At 47.4% G+C, this 17,065-nt stretch carries 13 protein-coding genes and 1 pseudogene; 9 read left to right on the forward strand and 5 right to left on the reverse strand.

Annotation, left to right across the window (positions count from 1 at the left end):
- The 3 genes and pseudogenes from BLS14_RS00005 to BLS14_RS00015 form a co-directional block, all read left to right on the forward strand.
- A pseudogene (locus BLS14_RS00005) lies at positions 1–2,151 on the forward strand (collagen-like protein); the annotation flags it as partial.
- A 413-nt stretch (positions 2,152–2,564) separates the two neighbouring features.
- Positions 2,565–3,992, forward strand: coding sequence for an NAD(P)-binding domain-containing protein (locus BLS14_RS00010; RefSeq protein ID WP_090948872.1), 1,428 nt, complete (start codon positions 2,565–2,567; stop codon positions 3,990–3,992).
- Positions 3,993–4,192: 200 nt separating this feature from the next.
- Positions 4,193–4,609: a hypothetical protein gene (locus BLS14_RS00015; RefSeq protein ID WP_176854264.1), complete on the forward strand. Its 417-nt coding sequence runs from the start codon at positions 4,193–4,195 to the stop codon at positions 4,607–4,609.
- 114 nt (positions 4,610–4,723) lie between these two features.
- On the opposite strand, the gene BLS14_RS00020 is transcribed toward BLS14_RS00015, so the two are convergent.
- Positions 4,724–5,407 (reverse strand): G1 family glutamic endopeptidase, encoded by a 684-nt coding sequence (locus tag BLS14_RS00020; protein ID WP_090948877.1) that lies wholly within the window; start codon positions 5,405–5,407, stop codon positions 4,724–4,726.
- A gap of 262 nt (positions 5,408–5,669) precedes the next feature.
- Here BLS14_RS00020 and BLS14_RS00025 point away from each other — a divergent pair, with 262 nt between their 5' ends.
- From BLS14_RS00025 to BLS14_RS00040, 4 genes are all read left to right on the forward strand, one after another.
- Positions 5,670–6,416 (forward strand): DeoR/GlpR family DNA-binding transcription regulator, encoded by a 747-nt coding sequence (locus BLS14_RS00025; RefSeq protein WP_063564923.1) that lies wholly within the window; start codon positions 5,670–5,672, stop codon positions 6,414–6,416.
- A gap of 2 nt (positions 6,417–6,418) precedes the next feature.
- Positions 6,419–7,330, forward strand: a complete 912-nt coding sequence (gene pfkB / locus BLS14_RS00030; protein WP_063564922.1) for a 1-phosphofructokinase — start codon at positions 6,419–6,421, stop codon at positions 7,328–7,330.
- Between the two features lie 135 nt (positions 7,331–7,465).
- Positions 7,466–9,460 carry a PTS fructose transporter subunit IIABC gene (locus tag BLS14_RS00035; RefSeq protein ID WP_090948878.1) on the forward strand — a complete coding sequence of 665 codons (1,995 nt, stop codon included), beginning with the start codon at positions 7,466–7,468 and terminating at the stop codon, positions 9,458–9,460.
- A 197-nt stretch (positions 9,461–9,657) separates the two neighbouring features.
- Positions 9,658–10,443: a class I SAM-dependent methyltransferase gene (locus BLS14_RS00040; protein ID WP_064639244.1), complete on the forward strand. Its 786-nt coding sequence runs from the start codon at positions 9,658–9,660 to the stop codon at positions 10,441–10,443.
- A 106-nt stretch (positions 10,444–10,549) separates the two neighbouring features.
- On the opposite strand, the gene BLS14_RS00045 is transcribed toward BLS14_RS00040, so the two are convergent.
- Both BLS14_RS00045 and BLS14_RS00050 read right to left on the reverse strand, forming a co-directional pair.
- Complete coding sequence (locus tag BLS14_RS00045) at positions 10,550–11,689, reverse strand: zinc-dependent alcohol dehydrogenase (RefSeq protein ID WP_072732279.1); 1,140 nt, start codon at positions 11,687–11,689, stop codon at positions 10,550–10,552.
- Positions 11,690–11,717: 28 nt separating this feature from the next.
- Positions 11,718–12,881 (reverse strand): oxalate decarboxylase family bicupin, encoded by a 1,164-nt coding sequence (locus BLS14_RS00050; RefSeq protein ID WP_090948880.1) that lies wholly within the window; start codon positions 12,879–12,881, stop codon positions 11,718–11,720.
- 152 nt (positions 12,882–13,033) lie between these two features.
- Between BLS14_RS00050 and BLS14_RS00055 the strand changes: the two genes are divergently transcribed.
- The gene (locus tag BLS14_RS00055) at positions 13,034–14,428 is read left to right on the forward strand and encodes a DUF1254 domain-containing protein (RefSeq protein ID WP_090948881.1); all 1,395 of its coding nucleotides are present in this window, start codon (positions 13,034–13,036) and stop codon (positions 14,426–14,428) included.
- A 97-nt stretch (positions 14,429–14,525) separates the two neighbouring features.
- Here the strand turns inward: BLS14_RS00055 and BLS14_RS00060 are convergent, their stop codons facing one another.
- Positions 14,526–15,410, reverse strand: a complete 885-nt coding sequence (locus BLS14_RS00060) for an SDR family NAD(P)-dependent oxidoreductase (RefSeq protein WP_090948883.1) — start codon at positions 15,408–15,410, stop codon at positions 14,526–14,528.
- A gap of 205 nt (positions 15,411–15,615) precedes the next feature.
- Between BLS14_RS00060 and BLS14_RS00065 the strand changes: the two genes are divergently transcribed.
- Positions 15,616–16,053 carry a MerR family transcriptional regulator gene (locus tag BLS14_RS00065; RefSeq protein ID WP_090948885.1) on the forward strand — a complete coding sequence of 146 codons (438 nt, stop codon included), beginning with the start codon at positions 15,616–15,618 and terminating at the stop codon, positions 16,051–16,053.
- A gap of 61 nt (positions 16,054–16,114) precedes the next feature.
- On the opposite strand, the gene BLS14_RS00070 is transcribed toward BLS14_RS00065, so the two are convergent.
- Entirely contained in the window at positions 16,115–17,047 is a 933-nt protein-coding gene (locus tag BLS14_RS00070) for an AraC family transcriptional regulator (protein WP_090948887.1), read from the reverse strand.
- Between the last annotated feature and the right edge of the window lie 18 nt (positions 17,048–17,065).

Raw genomic sequence — 17,065 nt, forward strand, 5'->3', positions numbered from 1 at the left:
GGAGCCACTGGGGCAACGGGGCTTACTGGAGTAACTGGAGCCACGGGAGCGACAGGATTTACTGGCGTGACAGGTGCAACGGGTTCAACTGGGGTAACTGGTGCGACAGGTGCAACCGGAACAGGAGCTACGGGAGCCACTGGTGGAACGGGCATTACTGGGGTAACTGGTGTGACAGGTGCAACCGGAACAGGAACAACTGGAGCCACAGGTGCAACGGGTCTTACTGGGGTAACAGGTGTGACAGGTGCCACCGGAATAGGAACAACCGGAGCCACTGGTGCGACGGGTGTAACTGGGGTGACAGGCGCAACCGGAACAGGAACAACTGGAGCCACAGGTGCAACGGGCTTAACTGGGGTCACCGGTACGACAGGATCAACGGGAACAACCGGAGCCACGGGAGCAACGGGTCTTACTGGAGTAACTGGTGAAACAGGCGCAACCGGAACAGGAGCAACTGGAGCCACAGGTGCAACGGGTTTTACTGGAGTAACAGGAGTGACAGGAGCAACGGGAACAGGAACGACTGGAGCTACTGGTGCAACGGGTCTTACTGGAGCCACAGGCGCGACGGGTTTAACAGGTATAACTGGTGCAACAGGTGCTACCGGAACGGGAACAACAGGAACCACCGGCGCGACAGGATTTACTGGGGTAACAGGTGTGACAGGTGCCACCGGAATAGGAACAACAGGAGCCACAGGTGCAACGGGTCTTACTGGAGTAACAGGTGTGACAGGTGTAACAGGAACGGGAGCTACAGGGGCAACTGGAGCCACCGGCTCAACTGGGGTAACTGGTGGAACAGGTGCTACCGGAACCGGAGCTACGGGAGCCACTGGTGCAACGGGGCTTACTGGAGTAACTGGAGCCACGGGAGCGACAGGATTTACTGGCGTGACAGGTGCAACGGGTTCAACTGGGGTCACCGGTACGACAGGATCAACCGGAACGGGAATAACCGGAGCGACCGGCGCGACGGGTCTTACCGGGGTAACTGGTGCGACAGGTGCAACCGGAACCGGAGCTACGGGAGCCACAGGTGCAACGGGGCTTACTGGGGTAGCTGGTGCGACAGGTGCAACCGGAACGGGAACAACCGGAGCTACCGGAGCAACGGGTTCAACTGGGGTCACCGGTACGACAGGATCAACCGGAACAGGAACAACTGGAGCCACTGGTGCAACAGGACTTACTGGAGTAACAGGTGCGACAGGTGCAACAGGAACCGGAACGACTGGAGCCACAGGTGCAACGGGGCCTACTGGTGTAACTGGTGTGACAGGTGCAACGGGAACAGGAACGACTGGAGCTACCGGAGCAACAGGACTTACGGGTGAAACAGGTGCGACAGGAGCCACGGGAACGGGAACAACGGGAACAACCGGCGCCACAGGATTTACTGGTGTAACTGGTGTGACAGGTGCAACGGGAACAGGTATAACCGGATCCACAGGCGCGACAGGATCTACTGGGGTAACAGGTGTGACGGGCGCAACCGGAACCGGAGCCACAGGTGCGACGGGTTCAACGGGTGTAACGAGTGCAACTGGTGCGACAGGTGCAACGGGAACGGGAACAACAGGCGCAACTGGGGCTACCGGGGCGACTGGAGTTACTGGATCCACGGGAGCCACAGGGGCTACGGGTGCATCAGGGCCCAATCTAGCTGCACAAGGATTTTCTGCATTTTTGGCTAACCTATCAACAACAACCAGTGCACAGTTAACCAACTGGAGTACAGCAAGTCCTTACTATGGTAATGCAAATTTTAATGCAACTACAGGCAATTACACGGCGCCGAATACGGGGACCTACTCGATTGTGGCAACAATCAATTTTTCTACAACTGCCGCAATCGCCATCTCATTGGGTGCTGGGGTCAATCCAGCGTTTCTGGTGCAAAGAACATCCCCCACTACGACAACATTGGTCAATGGACTATTGCCAATCCTGAATATCAGCGTAACGCTACTTACGTTGCGGGCAGTTCTTGGTAGTGGAGCCGTAACGCTAGCGGCGCAGGTTACGCTGAATGCAGGCGATGTGATTGGGTTGTTTTACGCAGCGAATGGATTAACGATTACTCTGAACTTGGGGATTGGAGCAACGAACGGTATTGTATGGTCAGTACACGAATTGACATGAGGTATTAATTCTTCAGCACCCCACCTATTTAAAAATAAGACAACACGAAAACAGATCCGGGTTGGATCTATCGTTAATATCCAACCTGATCTGTCTTTTTTACATACAGGACGAGATCATTAAAATTTGGTTTCGTTATAGTTAACAAGCATGTTAGATATTTTTAGGTCTGATGACAAGAAATCTGTCGTGATATTCAAAAAAATGACCCCAACTCATATAATAACGCTAATCCTTATGAAAATGATGTAAGGGATTGAGACGGAATCATCGTCTTTATCCATATGGTAAATGAATTAGGCTGCTTTGAACTTGCAGAATATCCATTAAAAAAACAAATTATTACACAAACATAACATTAAACGAGCGGTTCGTAGCAGCATACGAGTGGACGTTGAAAGGGTTGATGAATGATGAGCCTTGAAACATTAAACCAACGAGTACAAGATGATCTGGCTTATCTCGCATATGGAGGTGCGGATTGGATTCGCCCACGCGAACATGACGAAGGCCATATCTATGATGTCGTTATTGTAGGTGGTGGGCAGAGCGGTTTGGGGGCTGCTTTTGGATTCCTGCGTGAGCGGATATCCAACATTCTGGTCATTGATGAAAATGCCGCAGGGTTGGAGGGACCTTGGGAAACTTACGCGCGTATGGTCACGTTACGTACACCAAAACACCTGACTTCCATTGATCTCGGTATTCCTTCGCTGACGTTTCGAGCATGGTGGGAGGCTCAATCAGGCTCCTCCGGATGGGATGCGGTTGATAAAATTCCGCGCAGCGAATGGATGAACTATCTGCGCTGGTACAGGCAAGTGCTTAATCTGCCTGTCATGAATGAAGTGAAATTGAGACTGATTGAACCTGCAGATGGAGGCATACACCGACTGCACATTACAGGTGTAGGCGCTCCAAGTAATATGTTGCTGGCACGAAAGGTTGTTTTGGCTACGGGCATCCAGGGTGGTGGGGAGTGGCATGTACCACCTCTGATCGCTGAGAAAGTACCTAGGCATCTTTACGCTCACACATCGGAGCTGATTGATTTTGAACGGTTACGAGGAAAAAGGATTGCCATACTTGGCGGCGGAGCTTCAGCCTTTGATAATGCCAACTTTGCACTAGCCACAGGTGTGGCTGAGGCCCACGTATTTGTGCGGCGGGAACAATTGCCGAGCATTAACCCGATACGTCAGATGGAACAATCCGGTATGATCGAACGGTTTCACGTTTTGTCGGACGAGGATAAGTATGCGACCATTTCCCATTTTTTCAAATACAATCAGCCACCAACCAACGATACCTTCAACCGAGCCGCTGCATGGCCAGGCTTCCAATTACATCTTCAAGCGCCTTGGATGGATATACAGATGAAGGATGGGAAAGCGGTAGTGACTACGCCACAGGGACAGCACTCCTTTGATTTTCTGGTCATAAGTACGGGGATGGTGAGTAATCCGTCACTGCGTCCCGAGCTCAGAATGGTGGAGGCACATATTGCACGCTGGGCAGACCGGTTTCAAGCTCCGACGGTACAGAGGAATGCACTGCTTGACGCACATCCCTACCTTAGTCCCGGGTTTGCAATGACCAGCAGAGATGAGGAGGGGCAGGATAAGCTGCGTGGGTTGTTTGTCTTTAACTACTCTGCACTTGCAAGTTGCGGCCTGTCCGCCTCAGCAATATCGGGGACAAAGAATGCTGTGCCGAAGTTGGTTTCAGCTGTAGCCGACCAGCTTTTCCTAGATGACCGGGAACAGATCTTGGAGCAATTTTTTAAGTATAACGAGCAGGAATTTACTGCGAGTTGGGTGAAGAGTGAAGTTGGAATCTGAGTATTCAAAATAACCGTACAGCGGGGTAAGATGCTGTACGGTTTTCCTTTTTCTAAAGTTACATTTACGGGTGCTTATATAATGCTGTAAAATATCGAATTATACAGCGTTAAGGCAGGCGATAGATTATTGTGAGAATCATGGATTATGAGGGGTTCAGAACCCATTTGAAGAAAGCGTCACGCAAACGAAATGAACCCTTGATCAAAATTGTAGCTTTTCAGGAAAAGTATATGAAGATTGAAGAGATCCAATATTATGATGTAGAGCAGAACTATATGAGTGTTCAGGCGTGTAATACGCTGTGGATGAACTTGAAAGATAAATCGTTCCGCAATCTGGTGTCCCATGATCTGAAGTATTTCCAAACCATGGACAACCTCGGCCGTCATTCATTGGAGAATCTAATTAAAGAACTGTACGACATGGCTGTTCCAATCCTGCTGGATTATGATCCAAGTGATTTTTATAGTTTGCAGCAGTTGTCTGAAATTCTGGTACTGGATGAGATGAAGCTAGTAGAGAAATTGGAGATGGGGCGTTTCAAGGGTGCATTTATTAATGAAGAAGGAAATTGGGTAAAACCCAAACCAGACAGGGCTGAGCTAATCCTATAATTGAAAAAAGAGACTCGTGTCAATTCCATAATGACCGTATATCCATTCTGCAATGGTACGCCGAATACGGCACATTGCAGTTTTTTTCATTAACGAACTGTCTACGAAGAAGTCTCAGCCGTTTCGTTTCACGACAAAAGAGTCACCGCTTGGTCCTGGTGTTCCTGGAATGGAAACAACCTGTTTTTGCTGAATCATGATGCCTTTCTCTTTGACGATGAAGCCGGGGCAGCGACCGTTCAGGCGACAACACTTGAAGGTGACAGGCGTGATTTTTGCCATCCGGGAGATGGTGTTTCCCAATGATGGAGCTTCTACAATCCATTCCGCGGATGATTGCTGGCCTGTATATTGCTGAACGGTGCGGAAAGTCCAATTTTGGGTCAGGTTATGAAGTGTGATACACCAGCGAGTTCGATTGATTCTGTAAATGGCCGCTCTCATCCGATCTCCCGGTGATACAGGAAAAGGGATGATCGTTTCAACGTCCGGAAGAATTTCCCACCAGGCATAATAACTAGCTTGGCCGTTAACCCAATCATGGCCTGTTCCAGTCTGAATGAGATTGGAATTCTCGTATCCATCAATTCCGATCCAGGCTGAGGAGTATGAGGACTTGGACGATGGTAAAACAAAGGGCACGTTCCATTCAGCCGAGATACGTCTGAATTCAGCTTTGTCACCCGCTCGGGCATAACCACTCCAGTTGGAGGAAATCCACCCGAAGCGTAGTGAAGAATTTGTTTTGCCTGTATGAGGTATACAGGGTTTTCGGCGTTTGTTTCGATTATTCGCCATACGGCCACCTCCCATGTGAAAATAGAGACGAAATCATTCGTTCGATATTATCAAATGCATGGAAGACGAAAGAGGACATGGACAATCTGAGAAAGAAATAAGGTTTGAATGATTTTGAACGATATTTAGGGTTGAATGCGATCTTTGATGTCTATAAAATGTCGAATGTTGATGGTTTTTGAATGATTTTAAATTAATTTGAATGAAAGTGATTGTTTTTTGAGGGATTTATGTTACTATAAAAGCAGTTGGAGGAATGAAAATGCTAACTGAAGAACGATATGCTGCAATTATAGAGCGCTTACACGAAAGAGGCATTGTGAAACTGCAAGAACTCGTCGATGTGCTGGGTGCTTCTGAATCAACGATACGGCGTGATTTAATTGACCTGGAGAGCCGTCAGATGCTGAAACGCATACATGGTGGTGCTGCTCTAGTGAATGAAAAGACGCCGGAACCCGGTATGGAAGAAAAAACGTTCAAAAACATTCAACAGAAAACAGCGATTGCTCGTTTAGCTGCGCAGGAAATCAACAATGGTGAATGTATCTATCTGGATGCAGGGACGACGACATTAGCCATGATTGCCTATATTGAGGCCAAGGACGTTACGGTAGTGACGAACGGACTTTCTCATGTAGAAGCGCTGGTAAGTAAACGAATACGCAGCTATCTGCTTGGCGGAATGATGAAAATTCACACCAAAGCCGTGATTGGCAGTATCGCATTACAGAACATGGACAACTTCCGTTTTGATAAATGTTTTATCGGAACCAACGGAGTGGATGCCGAAATGGGGTATACAACTCCCGATCCGGAGGAAGCCTTGATTAAAAGACGTGCACATCAATTGTCCGGGAAATCTTACGTGCTGGCTGATTCCAGCAAAATTGGGGAAATTACTTTTGCCAAACTGTTTGACCTTGAGGAGGCAGACTTGATCACAGAACGTATGCCGGAACACTGGCGCTCTGTAATCGCCCAGAAAACTAAAATAATTGAGGGATAGCCATGATATATACCGTAACACTTAATCCTTCCATTGATTACATCGTGGAAGTGGATGATCTGAAGCTTGGTGATTTGAATCGTATGAATCGGGACCTGAAACTTCCTGGAGGCAAAGGCATTAACGTATCGCGAGTGCTTAATCAACTGGGAGCCAAAAACACTGCACTCGGATTTCTGGGAGGGTTCACAGGCCGTTTCATTAATGACAAATTGCAGGAAGACAAGATTCTGACGGACTTCGTTACCATCGCAGATGATACCCGAATTAACATCAAGCTGAAGCATGGGGAAGAGACAGAGATTAACGGACTGGGACCAGCCATTCGACCAGAGGAAGCAGAAGGGTTGCTTAACAAGTTATCCGCATTGCAAAAAGGAGATATCGTCATTCTTTCGGGAAGTGTACCACCTTCACTGGGAGCTGATTTCTACAATCGTCTGATCAACGTGTGCAAACAAACGAGTGCCGAATTTGTAATCGACACGACAGGACCCGCTTTAATGGATGCTTTGGTACATGAACCGCTGCTGGTGAAGCCGAACCATCACGAACTAGCTGAACTTTTCGGAGTAACCATCGACACTCAAGAGGAACTGGTGACCTATGGTCGCAAGCTTTTGGAAGCAGGTGCCAAACATGTGTTGATCTCCATGGCAGGAGAAGGAGCGCTGTTGATTACCAAAACAGATGTCTACCATGCGAGCGTTCCAAAAGGTGTCGTGAAAAACTCGGTTGGTGCTGGAGATTCCATGATCGGTGGATTCGTAGGTACATTTGGATTAAACGAAGACCTGCTTGAAGCGTTCCGAACGGGTGTTGCTTCGGGTAGTGCAACGGCTTTCTCAGATGATCTGGCGACTCGTGAACTCATCGAAGAGCTGCGTACTCAAGTCACCATAACCAAAATATAGTCCGTACAAAATGAATGGAATACAGGCCCCTTTTTAGAAGAGGGGATTCAGTTAATAGCAGATAACAGCGTAAAAAGTACAATTATAAGTCGGTCTGTATCACGCAGGCTGACTGAATTTAAGGGAGTGTACCAAATGAGAATAACAGACCTGATGATCCAGGAAACGATGATCATGGACCTGCAAGCCACGACGAAAGAAGAGGCTATTGATGAACTCATTGCAAGTTTAAACCGTAGCGGACGTATTAATGATCCGGTTCTGTTTAAGGAAATGATTTATAAACGCGAAGCGGAATCCAGCACGGGGATTGGTGGCGGTATTGCCATGCCTCATGCCAAAACAACAGCAGTTAATGAACCTACGGTTGTATTTGCCAAGAGTCGAAAAGGACTTGATTTTGAAGCGCTTGATGATGAACCGGCTCATATATTCTTCATGATTGCAGCTCCAGAGGGGGCGGCCAATACGCATCTTCGTACACTTGCGGCTCTTTCCAGGCTGTTGATTGATAGCGATTTCATCTCGCAGCTAATGAGCACGGACACTCCTGAAGAAGTGACTGCATTATTCGATGCCAAACAGGCGGAAGAAGCGGAGAAAAAAGCTGCCAAAGAAAAAGCCGAAGCGGAGAAAGCAGCAAATGCTGCAAATGGAACAAACGCTGTATCTGGCGCGGGCAATGCGAATGGACAGAAGCAGAATACATCAGGCCTTATTGTTGGTGATGCGGCATCTGAAGATTTTGTCGTTGCAGTAACCGCTTGCCCAACAGGTATTGCTCACACGTTCATGGCTGAAGACGCTCTCAAAAAGAAAGCACAGGAAATGGGCATTAATATCCGAGTAGAGACCAACGGTTCCGAAGGAGCACAGAACGTACTGACAGCTGATGAAATCGCTCGTGCCAAAGGGGTTATCATTGCGGCAGATAAAAATGTGGAAATGGCCCGCTTTGATGGCAAACCGGTATTACAAAGACCCGTAAGCGATGGCATTCGCAAATCCGAAGAACTGATTCGCAAAGCAGTTAACGGGGACGCTCCGATCTACCGAAGCCAAGGCGGCAACGGTGGGAAGGGTGAAGGAGAAAGCCAAGGCAAATTGAGCATGGGCAGCAAGATTTATAAAGATTTGATGAATGGGATCTCGCATATGCTTCCATTTGTTGTAGGTGGCGGGATTTTGCTCGCCATATCCTTCTTGTTTGAACAAATTGCGAGTCCGGACAATCCTATTGTGCAATTGTTGCAGACCATTGGTGGCGGGACCGGTGCGTTCCACTTCCTGATTCCTGTCCTTGCCGGATTTATTGCGATGAGTATTGGTGATCGTCCGGCCCTGATGCCTGGTATGGTCGGTGGATTGATGGCTGTGAATTCGAACGCTGGTTTCCTTGGTGGTCTGGCTGCCGGTTTCCTGGCAGGTTACGTTGTAATTGGTCTGCGCAAACTGTTTAAAGGACTGCCTAAAGCAATTGACGGATTGAAACCAATCCTGCTGTATCCTGTGTTCGGATTGCTTATCGTTGGTGCAATAAGTTTCTATGTCTTTGATCCAATCTTCGGTTCTCTTAACACATGGCTTGTAGATGCACTTGGAAACCTGGGTACTGGAAATGCTGTATTGCTTGGCTTGCTGCTTGGCGGCATGATGTCCATCGATATGGGTGGACCGTTTAACAAAGCGGCTTATACATTTGCTATCGGTGTATTCACATCCAGCGGAAATACAGATGGTGCTTGGATGGCAGCTGTTATGGCAGGCGGTATGGTACCGCCGCTGGCGATTGCACTCGCTACAACGTTCTTCAAATCCAAATTTACGGAGCAAGAACGCAAATCAGGTTTGACGAATTATGTGCTCGGATTTTCCTTCATCACAGAAGGTGCCATTCCATTTGCTGCGGCTGACCCGCTACGTGTTCTGACATCCTGTATTCTCGGTTCTGCTGTTGCAGGTGGACTGACTCAACTGTGGAGCATTAACGTACCTGCTCCGCATGGCGGAATCTTCGTTGCGGCACTGGCGAATCACGCATTACTCTTCCTGCTTGCTGTAGCAATCGGTGCAGTAATCTCCGGTCTGATTCTCGGACTGTGGAAAAAATCGCCGACCGTTCTGAAATAAGTCAAAGGGTAAAGTTTCCCTAAAAGTTATAAACAATCTCTATCTCATAGATTATTTAAAATAAGATGGCATCTCCTCAGTGAAATTCACTGGGGAGATGCTTTTTTATTTCGCTGCAGGTCATTCTGTGATAAGATAAATAATATCTAATTAATGAAACAATGTTTCATCTAATGAAACTATAAGGAGGGAACAGCATGTCTAATGATCAGATTAAAGGACAGGTACGCAAACAATTTGCGAAAAATGCGGAGAAATATGTGACTAGTGCCGGTCATGCCAAAGGTGATGATCTGGCATTGCTTGTGGCTTCATCTCAAGCAAGCTTGGATATGAAGGTGCTGGATATTGCCACTGGCGGAGGACATGTTGCCAATGCATTAGCTCCGCTTGTTGAGCAGGTTATCGCATTGGATTTAACGGATGAGATGTTACAAGTGGCTGAACATTTTATCCGGGGAAATGGGCACCAGAATGTGGATTTTGTTGCAGGAGATGCTGAACACGTCCCTTTCGAGGATGATTTCTTTGACCTTGTGACCTGTCGCATTGCTGCACACCATTTTCCAGACGTATCTTCCTTTGTATCCGAGGCGCTTCGAGTAATGAAACCTGGTGGCAGACTGTTATTAATTGATAATGTGGCACCTGAACGTGATGAGAATGACCAATTTTACAATGAAATCGAGAAGTGGCGTGATGGAAGTCATGTTCGGGCATGGCGTAAGACGGAATGGATTCGGATGTTGGAGCTTGCCGGATTTCGAATGGAAGCGATGGTTTCCTTTGAGAAACACTTTATATTTGAAGACTGGTGCAATAGGGCTGGACTCCCGGAGTCGGAAAGTAGAGAGCTTGAAGCAAGCATGCTGAGCGCGCCATCTGTGATTAAGAAGTATTTCAATTTTGAAGTGACGCATTCTGGCAGACTCGTTAGCTTCAAAGGAGAAAGTGTATATATTCAGGCGGTAAAAGGAAAATAAGGTTTCGCCATTATTAATTAATTCGTTTAAGTGAACAAAAGCAAAAGCAAAAAAGGCAGAGGGCCCGCGTAAGGGACATCTGCCTTTTTAGATCGTCGTCACATAATCAAGGTTTCAGTATAACTTTGGTACACTCGTCTTCGTGTTCGTAGAAAATCCGGTAAGCTTCCTTCGCATTCTCCAGCGCAATGCGGTGAGAGATGATCTCGGTAGGGTCGAATTCGCCAGCCGTGATTTTGCGGAAAAGCTCCGGCATATAGTGAATAACAGGGGCTTGTCCCATTCTCAGGTTGATGTTTCGTTCAAACAGATTGCCTAGGGGGAACATGTTATAGGTCGAGCCATAAACACCCGTCAGTTGCATCGTCCCGAATTTGCGCACAGCCTTGATACCGATCTCAATTGCACTTAATGTACCGCCTTGAATTTTCAGCTTCTGTCCAATTTCCTCCAAAGTGGATTTCTTGCCATCCATGCCTACACAGTCGATGACAACATCCGCTCCGCCTTGGGTTATTTCGCGAATATGTTCACCCATATCATCGTAATCTTCAAAATTAAATACTTCGGAATTATTCATTCGTTTGGCTTTGTCCAGTCGATACGGAAGACGATCCACAGCAATGACTCGCTTGGCACCTTTCATCCAGGCGAATTTTTGTGCCATCAGGCCAATCGGCCCGCTGCCAAGCACAGTTACAGTGTCTCCCGGCTTCACCCCGGCGTTCTCAACACTCCAGTACGCAGTAGGGAGCACATCGGACAGGAATAACAGGGCTTCATCCTCGAGCTCACATGATTCGGGAATCACAAAAGGCATGAAATTCCCATAAGGAACACGCAAAAATTCAGCCTGACCGCCCGGATAATTTCCGTATCGTTCCGTGAAGCCAAAATAACCTCCGGTATGAACCTCCGGATTGCGGTTTGAGTTATCGCACTGGCTCTCCATGTCGTGATTGCAATAAAAGCATTCGCCGCAGGAGATGTTAAAAGGCAACACCACACGATCTCCTTTTTTTACTCGCGTCACTTCAGGTCCCACTTCCTCAACAATGCCCATCGGCTCATGGCCGATGACATAATCCTTCTGGGCTGGCAGAGCTCCCTGATAAATATGAAGATCTGATCCACATATGGCTGTAGAAGTAATACGCACGATGATGTCATCCTTTTGCTGCAATCGTGGATCTTCCACCTCTTTGACTTGAATATCCTTGGTTCCTTGAAAAGTAACAGCTTTCATCTTCATATTCCTCCTAGATGTATTCCTATTAAACAACAGGCCATTTTTCTTTACGCAACGAATGGAGCAGTTCGGGGGAAGCGTTCAGGTTGTCATGCACTAGCTCTTCCGGGGTTAATGCCATCCATTGATTCAGGGAGATATCCTCAAAGCGGTCACTTCTAAACATCTCCAAAAACCATAACGTATCGGTGCCCGTATTCTGAATATAATGCCCCATGGCTACAGGAACGTATCCAACATCTCCAGCCCGATAGTCGAATGTGCGTGCAATGCCATTCCCTCCAAAAACCGTCATTCTTCCTTGCCCGGTCAAATAGTATTGCCATTCATCCGCATTGGGATGCCAGTGAAGTTCGCGCATACCTCCAGGCTTGATTTCCACGAGTGCTGCGGCAACGGTTGTTGAGATCGGAAAGTTAGTGGAGTCCACAATGCGCACACTGCCTCCCGGTGTAACGATCGGTTTCTGAGCTAATAGCCGATGTTTGAAGGAGAGCGGAACCGTGCCATAGGGGGACTGCACTTCCTGGCTTGAGAGGGAACCAGGGACCTGATCCTGAAAAATGTAAACCTGTTCTGTTGGCATGGATTGGAACGCGGATTCGGGTATGCCAAAATTGACGGACAACACTTCCGGTGGCGTATGCGCAAACCAATCAGAGATGGATAATGTATTCAGATCGGAGAAGGACCCATCATCAAATACAAGCAAAAACTCACATCCATCGGCCAAGCCCTGAATGGAATGGGGCAGACCTTTTGGGAAAAACCACAGATCTCCCGGCCCCACATCTGCAATAAAATTACGACCTTGCTGATCCACGGACGTAATTCGTGCCGTACCCCAGATCATATACGCCCATTCCGATTGCTGATGCCAGTGCAACTCCCGTACACCTCCAGGTGTAAGGCTCATATTCACACCAGCTAGTGTCGTAGCGATGGGCAGATCCCGTACCGTAATTTCGCGGGACCAGCCGCCATGGTTCAACTGCATATGTGTATCGGAAAAAGACATTCTCAGGTTGGGTAATAAGCCGTTGTCGGTTACCGGAGGTACCAGCATATCCGGATTTTGTAGATCTCTCATCACATCCCGAGGCCCCAGATCCGGACTTCCGGCACCGTCTTTTCGTATCGGCTGCGGTATAATTAATGGCTTGCCATTGTTGTTGTTTTCATTTTTCATATGCAGATTCCTCCAGTTCATCACTTCGTCCCATGACAGATGTCGGTATAGTGAAGATTATGAACCAGAGCCTGGCAATTATGAGGGACGGGAATAATCTGCGTTGGCGAAGTGGAAAATAACGTGAAAATTCACGATAGGTGGTGAGAGGAATGCGCAAACGTTTCAGGTTATTGCTTTACATCTGTTTCATTGTTGGGACTGTCGCTTCTTCAATCGCTGCGAGGCCACTGGAGGTTCTGGCCAGTCCGGATGACATAAGGAAAGACAATGTAGCTTCTTCACAGGAACAGTTGGCTTATTCGCTTGGGGTTCAGGCTTACATATACGGCTATCCGCTGGTAGTTATGGAACAAACGAGACAGATGGCTCTGAAAACAAGAGCCCCACTCAATCAGTTTTATTACTCCAGCATGCTGGCTTCTCCGCAATATCACGATATTGTAACTCCTAATAGCAATACACTTTATTTTAGTGCCTGGCTGGATCTCTCCAAAGGCCCGGTGATACTGAACGTTCCGGCTAACACGGATGACCGTTATTACACCGTTCAAATGCTCGATGCGTATACCAATACGTTCAGGAATGTGTCCAATCGTACGACAGAAAACAAGGCAGGGCAGTTCACCATCGTTGGACCCGGTAGAAGCAGTGATATAACTAAAGCATCTATCCATGCCCCAACGCCAATCGTTTGGCTGCTCGGACGTGTGCAAGTGAATGGTAAAGAGGATCTGAACCGTGCAGTTGCTTTCGAGAAACAATTCACCCTGTCAACGCCAACCAGTAATCCTTCCAGTGGTATAACAGACGGTTCGTCTTCGAATCAGATGTCTTCCATGAAGAACGACCCGTTTGCTTTCTATAAAATCATGACGGAACAGATTCGGCAAAATCCTCCGCCCGCCTGTGATGCAGTTCTGCTGGATCAGTTCAAGCTAATCGGCATTGATCCTGCCAAGGGATTTGAATCAGCTGATCTGAATGCTGCCACGAAAGCCGGACTGTTGCGTGCCGCAAAGGATGCGCAACGTATTATTGCAAATTCAGTCAAGTCGATTCCGACCGCCAATGGATGGTATATCGGCCATGATATTGGAACCTATGGTACCCAATTTCTGCTGCGAGCTGTCGTTGCATATTCCGGTTTGGGCGCCAATGTCCCGGAGGAAGAGCTATATGCACGTGCATTTGTAGATCAAAATGGGGAAAAGCTGCATGGCAAGCAACGTTATGTGTTGCATTTTAACAAGAATGATCTTCCGCAGGTGACCGGATTTTGGTCTCTCACCCTGTATGGTTCGAATTTTTATCTGGTCGATAATGCCATTGGCAGATATTCGATTGGGGATTTGACGAAAGGTTTGCTGTACAATCCTGATGGTTCACTGGACCTTTATATTCAGCAGTCTGCTCCTGAAGGGAAGGAATCGAATTGGCTTCCTGCACCACCAGGAGACTTCAATTTGGTGCTAAGGATGTTTGCTCCGAAACCATCCATGCTGGAAGGGGAATATGAAGTACCTCCGGTCGCTCGGATACAATAAGAAGCCTGGATACCATACATGTAAGGAGTAAAATGAATCCAAAGGAACAACAAAAAGACGTGACCGATACGCTCGGTCCCGTCTTTTTGAAGAAAGCTCAGACACTTTTTTTGCTTACGGGATCGGTCTTGGAGTCAAGCTGCAAAAATTCATGCTCATAAATTTCATGTACTCTGTTCAAAATTGCCGAGCCTTGATCCGTAAAACGAAGATGGGCGGGTTTGTTTTTCATCAGGAACGTACCGGATGTAAGTTTGGTTTGCGTAATGGCAGCATTATAAAGCAGAGAAGCTCCGTGACTTGGATGTGGGAAGAACAGCTTCATGATTGGTTTGATATAAAAGGGCAGTCCAGATGTTTTATTACCTCTAAGTGTATTGTTGCCCCCGGGGTCCACACTGAGTAACCGAATTCCTTTAGCCGCAGGGGTAGAAGCAGCTTCGCGTGTCCATAAAGACAGTGCGAGCTTTGAAGTCGCATAAGGACCGAACAGTTTTTTGAACTCGGCTGGATGTTCCAGGATGTCCAGGTTAAACTGTTTAACCATATTGAACGCACTGGTGGATGTATTAATAACGGTTTTCAAGGTGCTTTTGTGAAGAAGATCCTGTAGTTCCATGTAAATGATGTACGGCACCACGGTCTGTAATTCAAAGTGCATTTCATGTCCCTGATCGGACAAACGAAGATCATAACCGCTGCCCCCGGCATTATTGAACAACACATCGATGGTATCCGTTTCGGATTTAATTTGATTCAGTGCTTTTCTCAGATTATCGTACTGAGTAAGATTAGCTTGAACCCAACGGAGCTGACCGGAGCGCAATCCGTCCTGAATATCACTGTCTTCCTTCGGAAAAGCGGAACGGTTAAGGCCGATAACTTGCCAGCCTTCCGCTAACAAGGTGCGGGTCAGTTCAAGACCGATTCCCGAAGTTGAGCCTGTAATTAAGGCTGTACGAAGTGTATGGTTTGAATTCATATAAATACCTCCTGAGTGAATGGTGTGACAGGGCCAATCTGTCTAATGCGCTCATTCTACAATTTGGAGTCGACTCCAAGTCAAGCGTGCTGTTGGTTTATATTTTAATTTTTTGGATGCGGTATCCATAAACGCATAACAACCTTGACTTGGAGCTGACTCCAAGTTGTAAGATAGAGATCAATGAAGGCGGAGGAGGTCGACGATGATGAATGATACTGAAGTGTTCTCCATTAAAGAGACGTCAGAACAGGCCGGGCTATCGGAAGATACCATTCGTTATTATGAGAAGATTGGACTTCTTCCCCGGGCTGAACGCAAGGCCAATCGCCATCGGGTATACCGTCCGGAGGACATCCAGACAATGAAGCTTATTACTTGTTTGAAAAAAACAGGCATGTCTCTGGAGGAGATGAAGCCTTATCTACAGATGTCGATGGATTCGGACCTTGAAGATTTCCCGGATGAGCGTGAAATGCTGCTGAACCATCGGAAAAAGATTGAAGCCCAGATTGCATCCTTGCAGCAGATCGTCGATTTTATCGATGAGAAGATGAAGAAGCGTAGCATGTTTCCGGATGAGTGCCCGATTACCGGGGAGAATCAGATGTCTGTATTTGAAAAGAAGAACATCTTCTCCTGAGCGCTGCTAGCCAGCGGAACAAAAAAACCACGTCATTATGACGTGGTTTTTTTGCTTATATTTAGCATTCGATATGGAGTATATGGCGAAGGCGTTTGATATCACTTTTGGGAGGAAGACCATACATGCGAGCGTACTCCCGACTGAATTGGGAAGGACTCTCGTACCCAACCTGGAATGCAGCATCGGCTGCATCGGTTAAACCTGCAAGCAGCATTCGCCGTGCCTCCTGCAATCGAATCTGTTTTTGATATTGTAGTGGGCTCATGGCGGTAATGGCTTTGAAATGATAATGCAATGAGGATGTACTCATGTTGATCATGGAAGCCAATTGCTCGATTCGTAGCGGATGGGCGTATTCTGAATGAATCAAATCAATGACTTGAGCGATGTGCTGTGCGTGACTGTTCTGGACTGCAAACTGCCTGATGGAATGTCCATGTTCATCCTGAATCAGGCGATATAGAACCTCGCGGATCATAAGCGGTGCAAGTACGGGAATGTCTTCAGGTGTATCCAGCAGTCGAACCAATCGGATTACGGCTTCCAGAAGCGGAAGTTTGGTTGAACTTACAAACAATCCACGACGTGTTGAATTGTCGGGTTTGGTTTGTGTAGAGGGAGAATCCTGAATAAGATCAAAAATCTGACCTGAATCAAAATCAAGTCGCAGACAGAGATAGGGATGTTCTGTCGTAGCCTGTACAACTTGCCCTGAAATAGGCAAGTTTATGGAAGCAACCAAATACTGTGAAGAGTCATAGGTGTAGCTCTCTTGTCCGAGAATAACCAGTTTGGACCCTTGGGCCACAATGCACAGGGCGGGTTCGTGTACGGCATGAATGGGCTCTGAAACATGGGAAGCACGAATCAAAGCAAGCGAAGGAATCGCTGTTAGATGAATCCCGTCTTCATGGGTGAAACGGCCGATTAAGCGAGCCAATTCCTGCTGCTGCTGAATAATAGCTGTATCCTGTTCCATTTTTGAAAGCATCGATTGCTGGCCCTCCTT

The organism is Paenibacillus sp. OK060 (genome assembly GCF_900101205.1).
Lineage (GTDB): Bacteria > Bacillota > Bacilli > Paenibacillales > Paenibacillaceae > Paenibacillus > Paenibacillus marchantiae.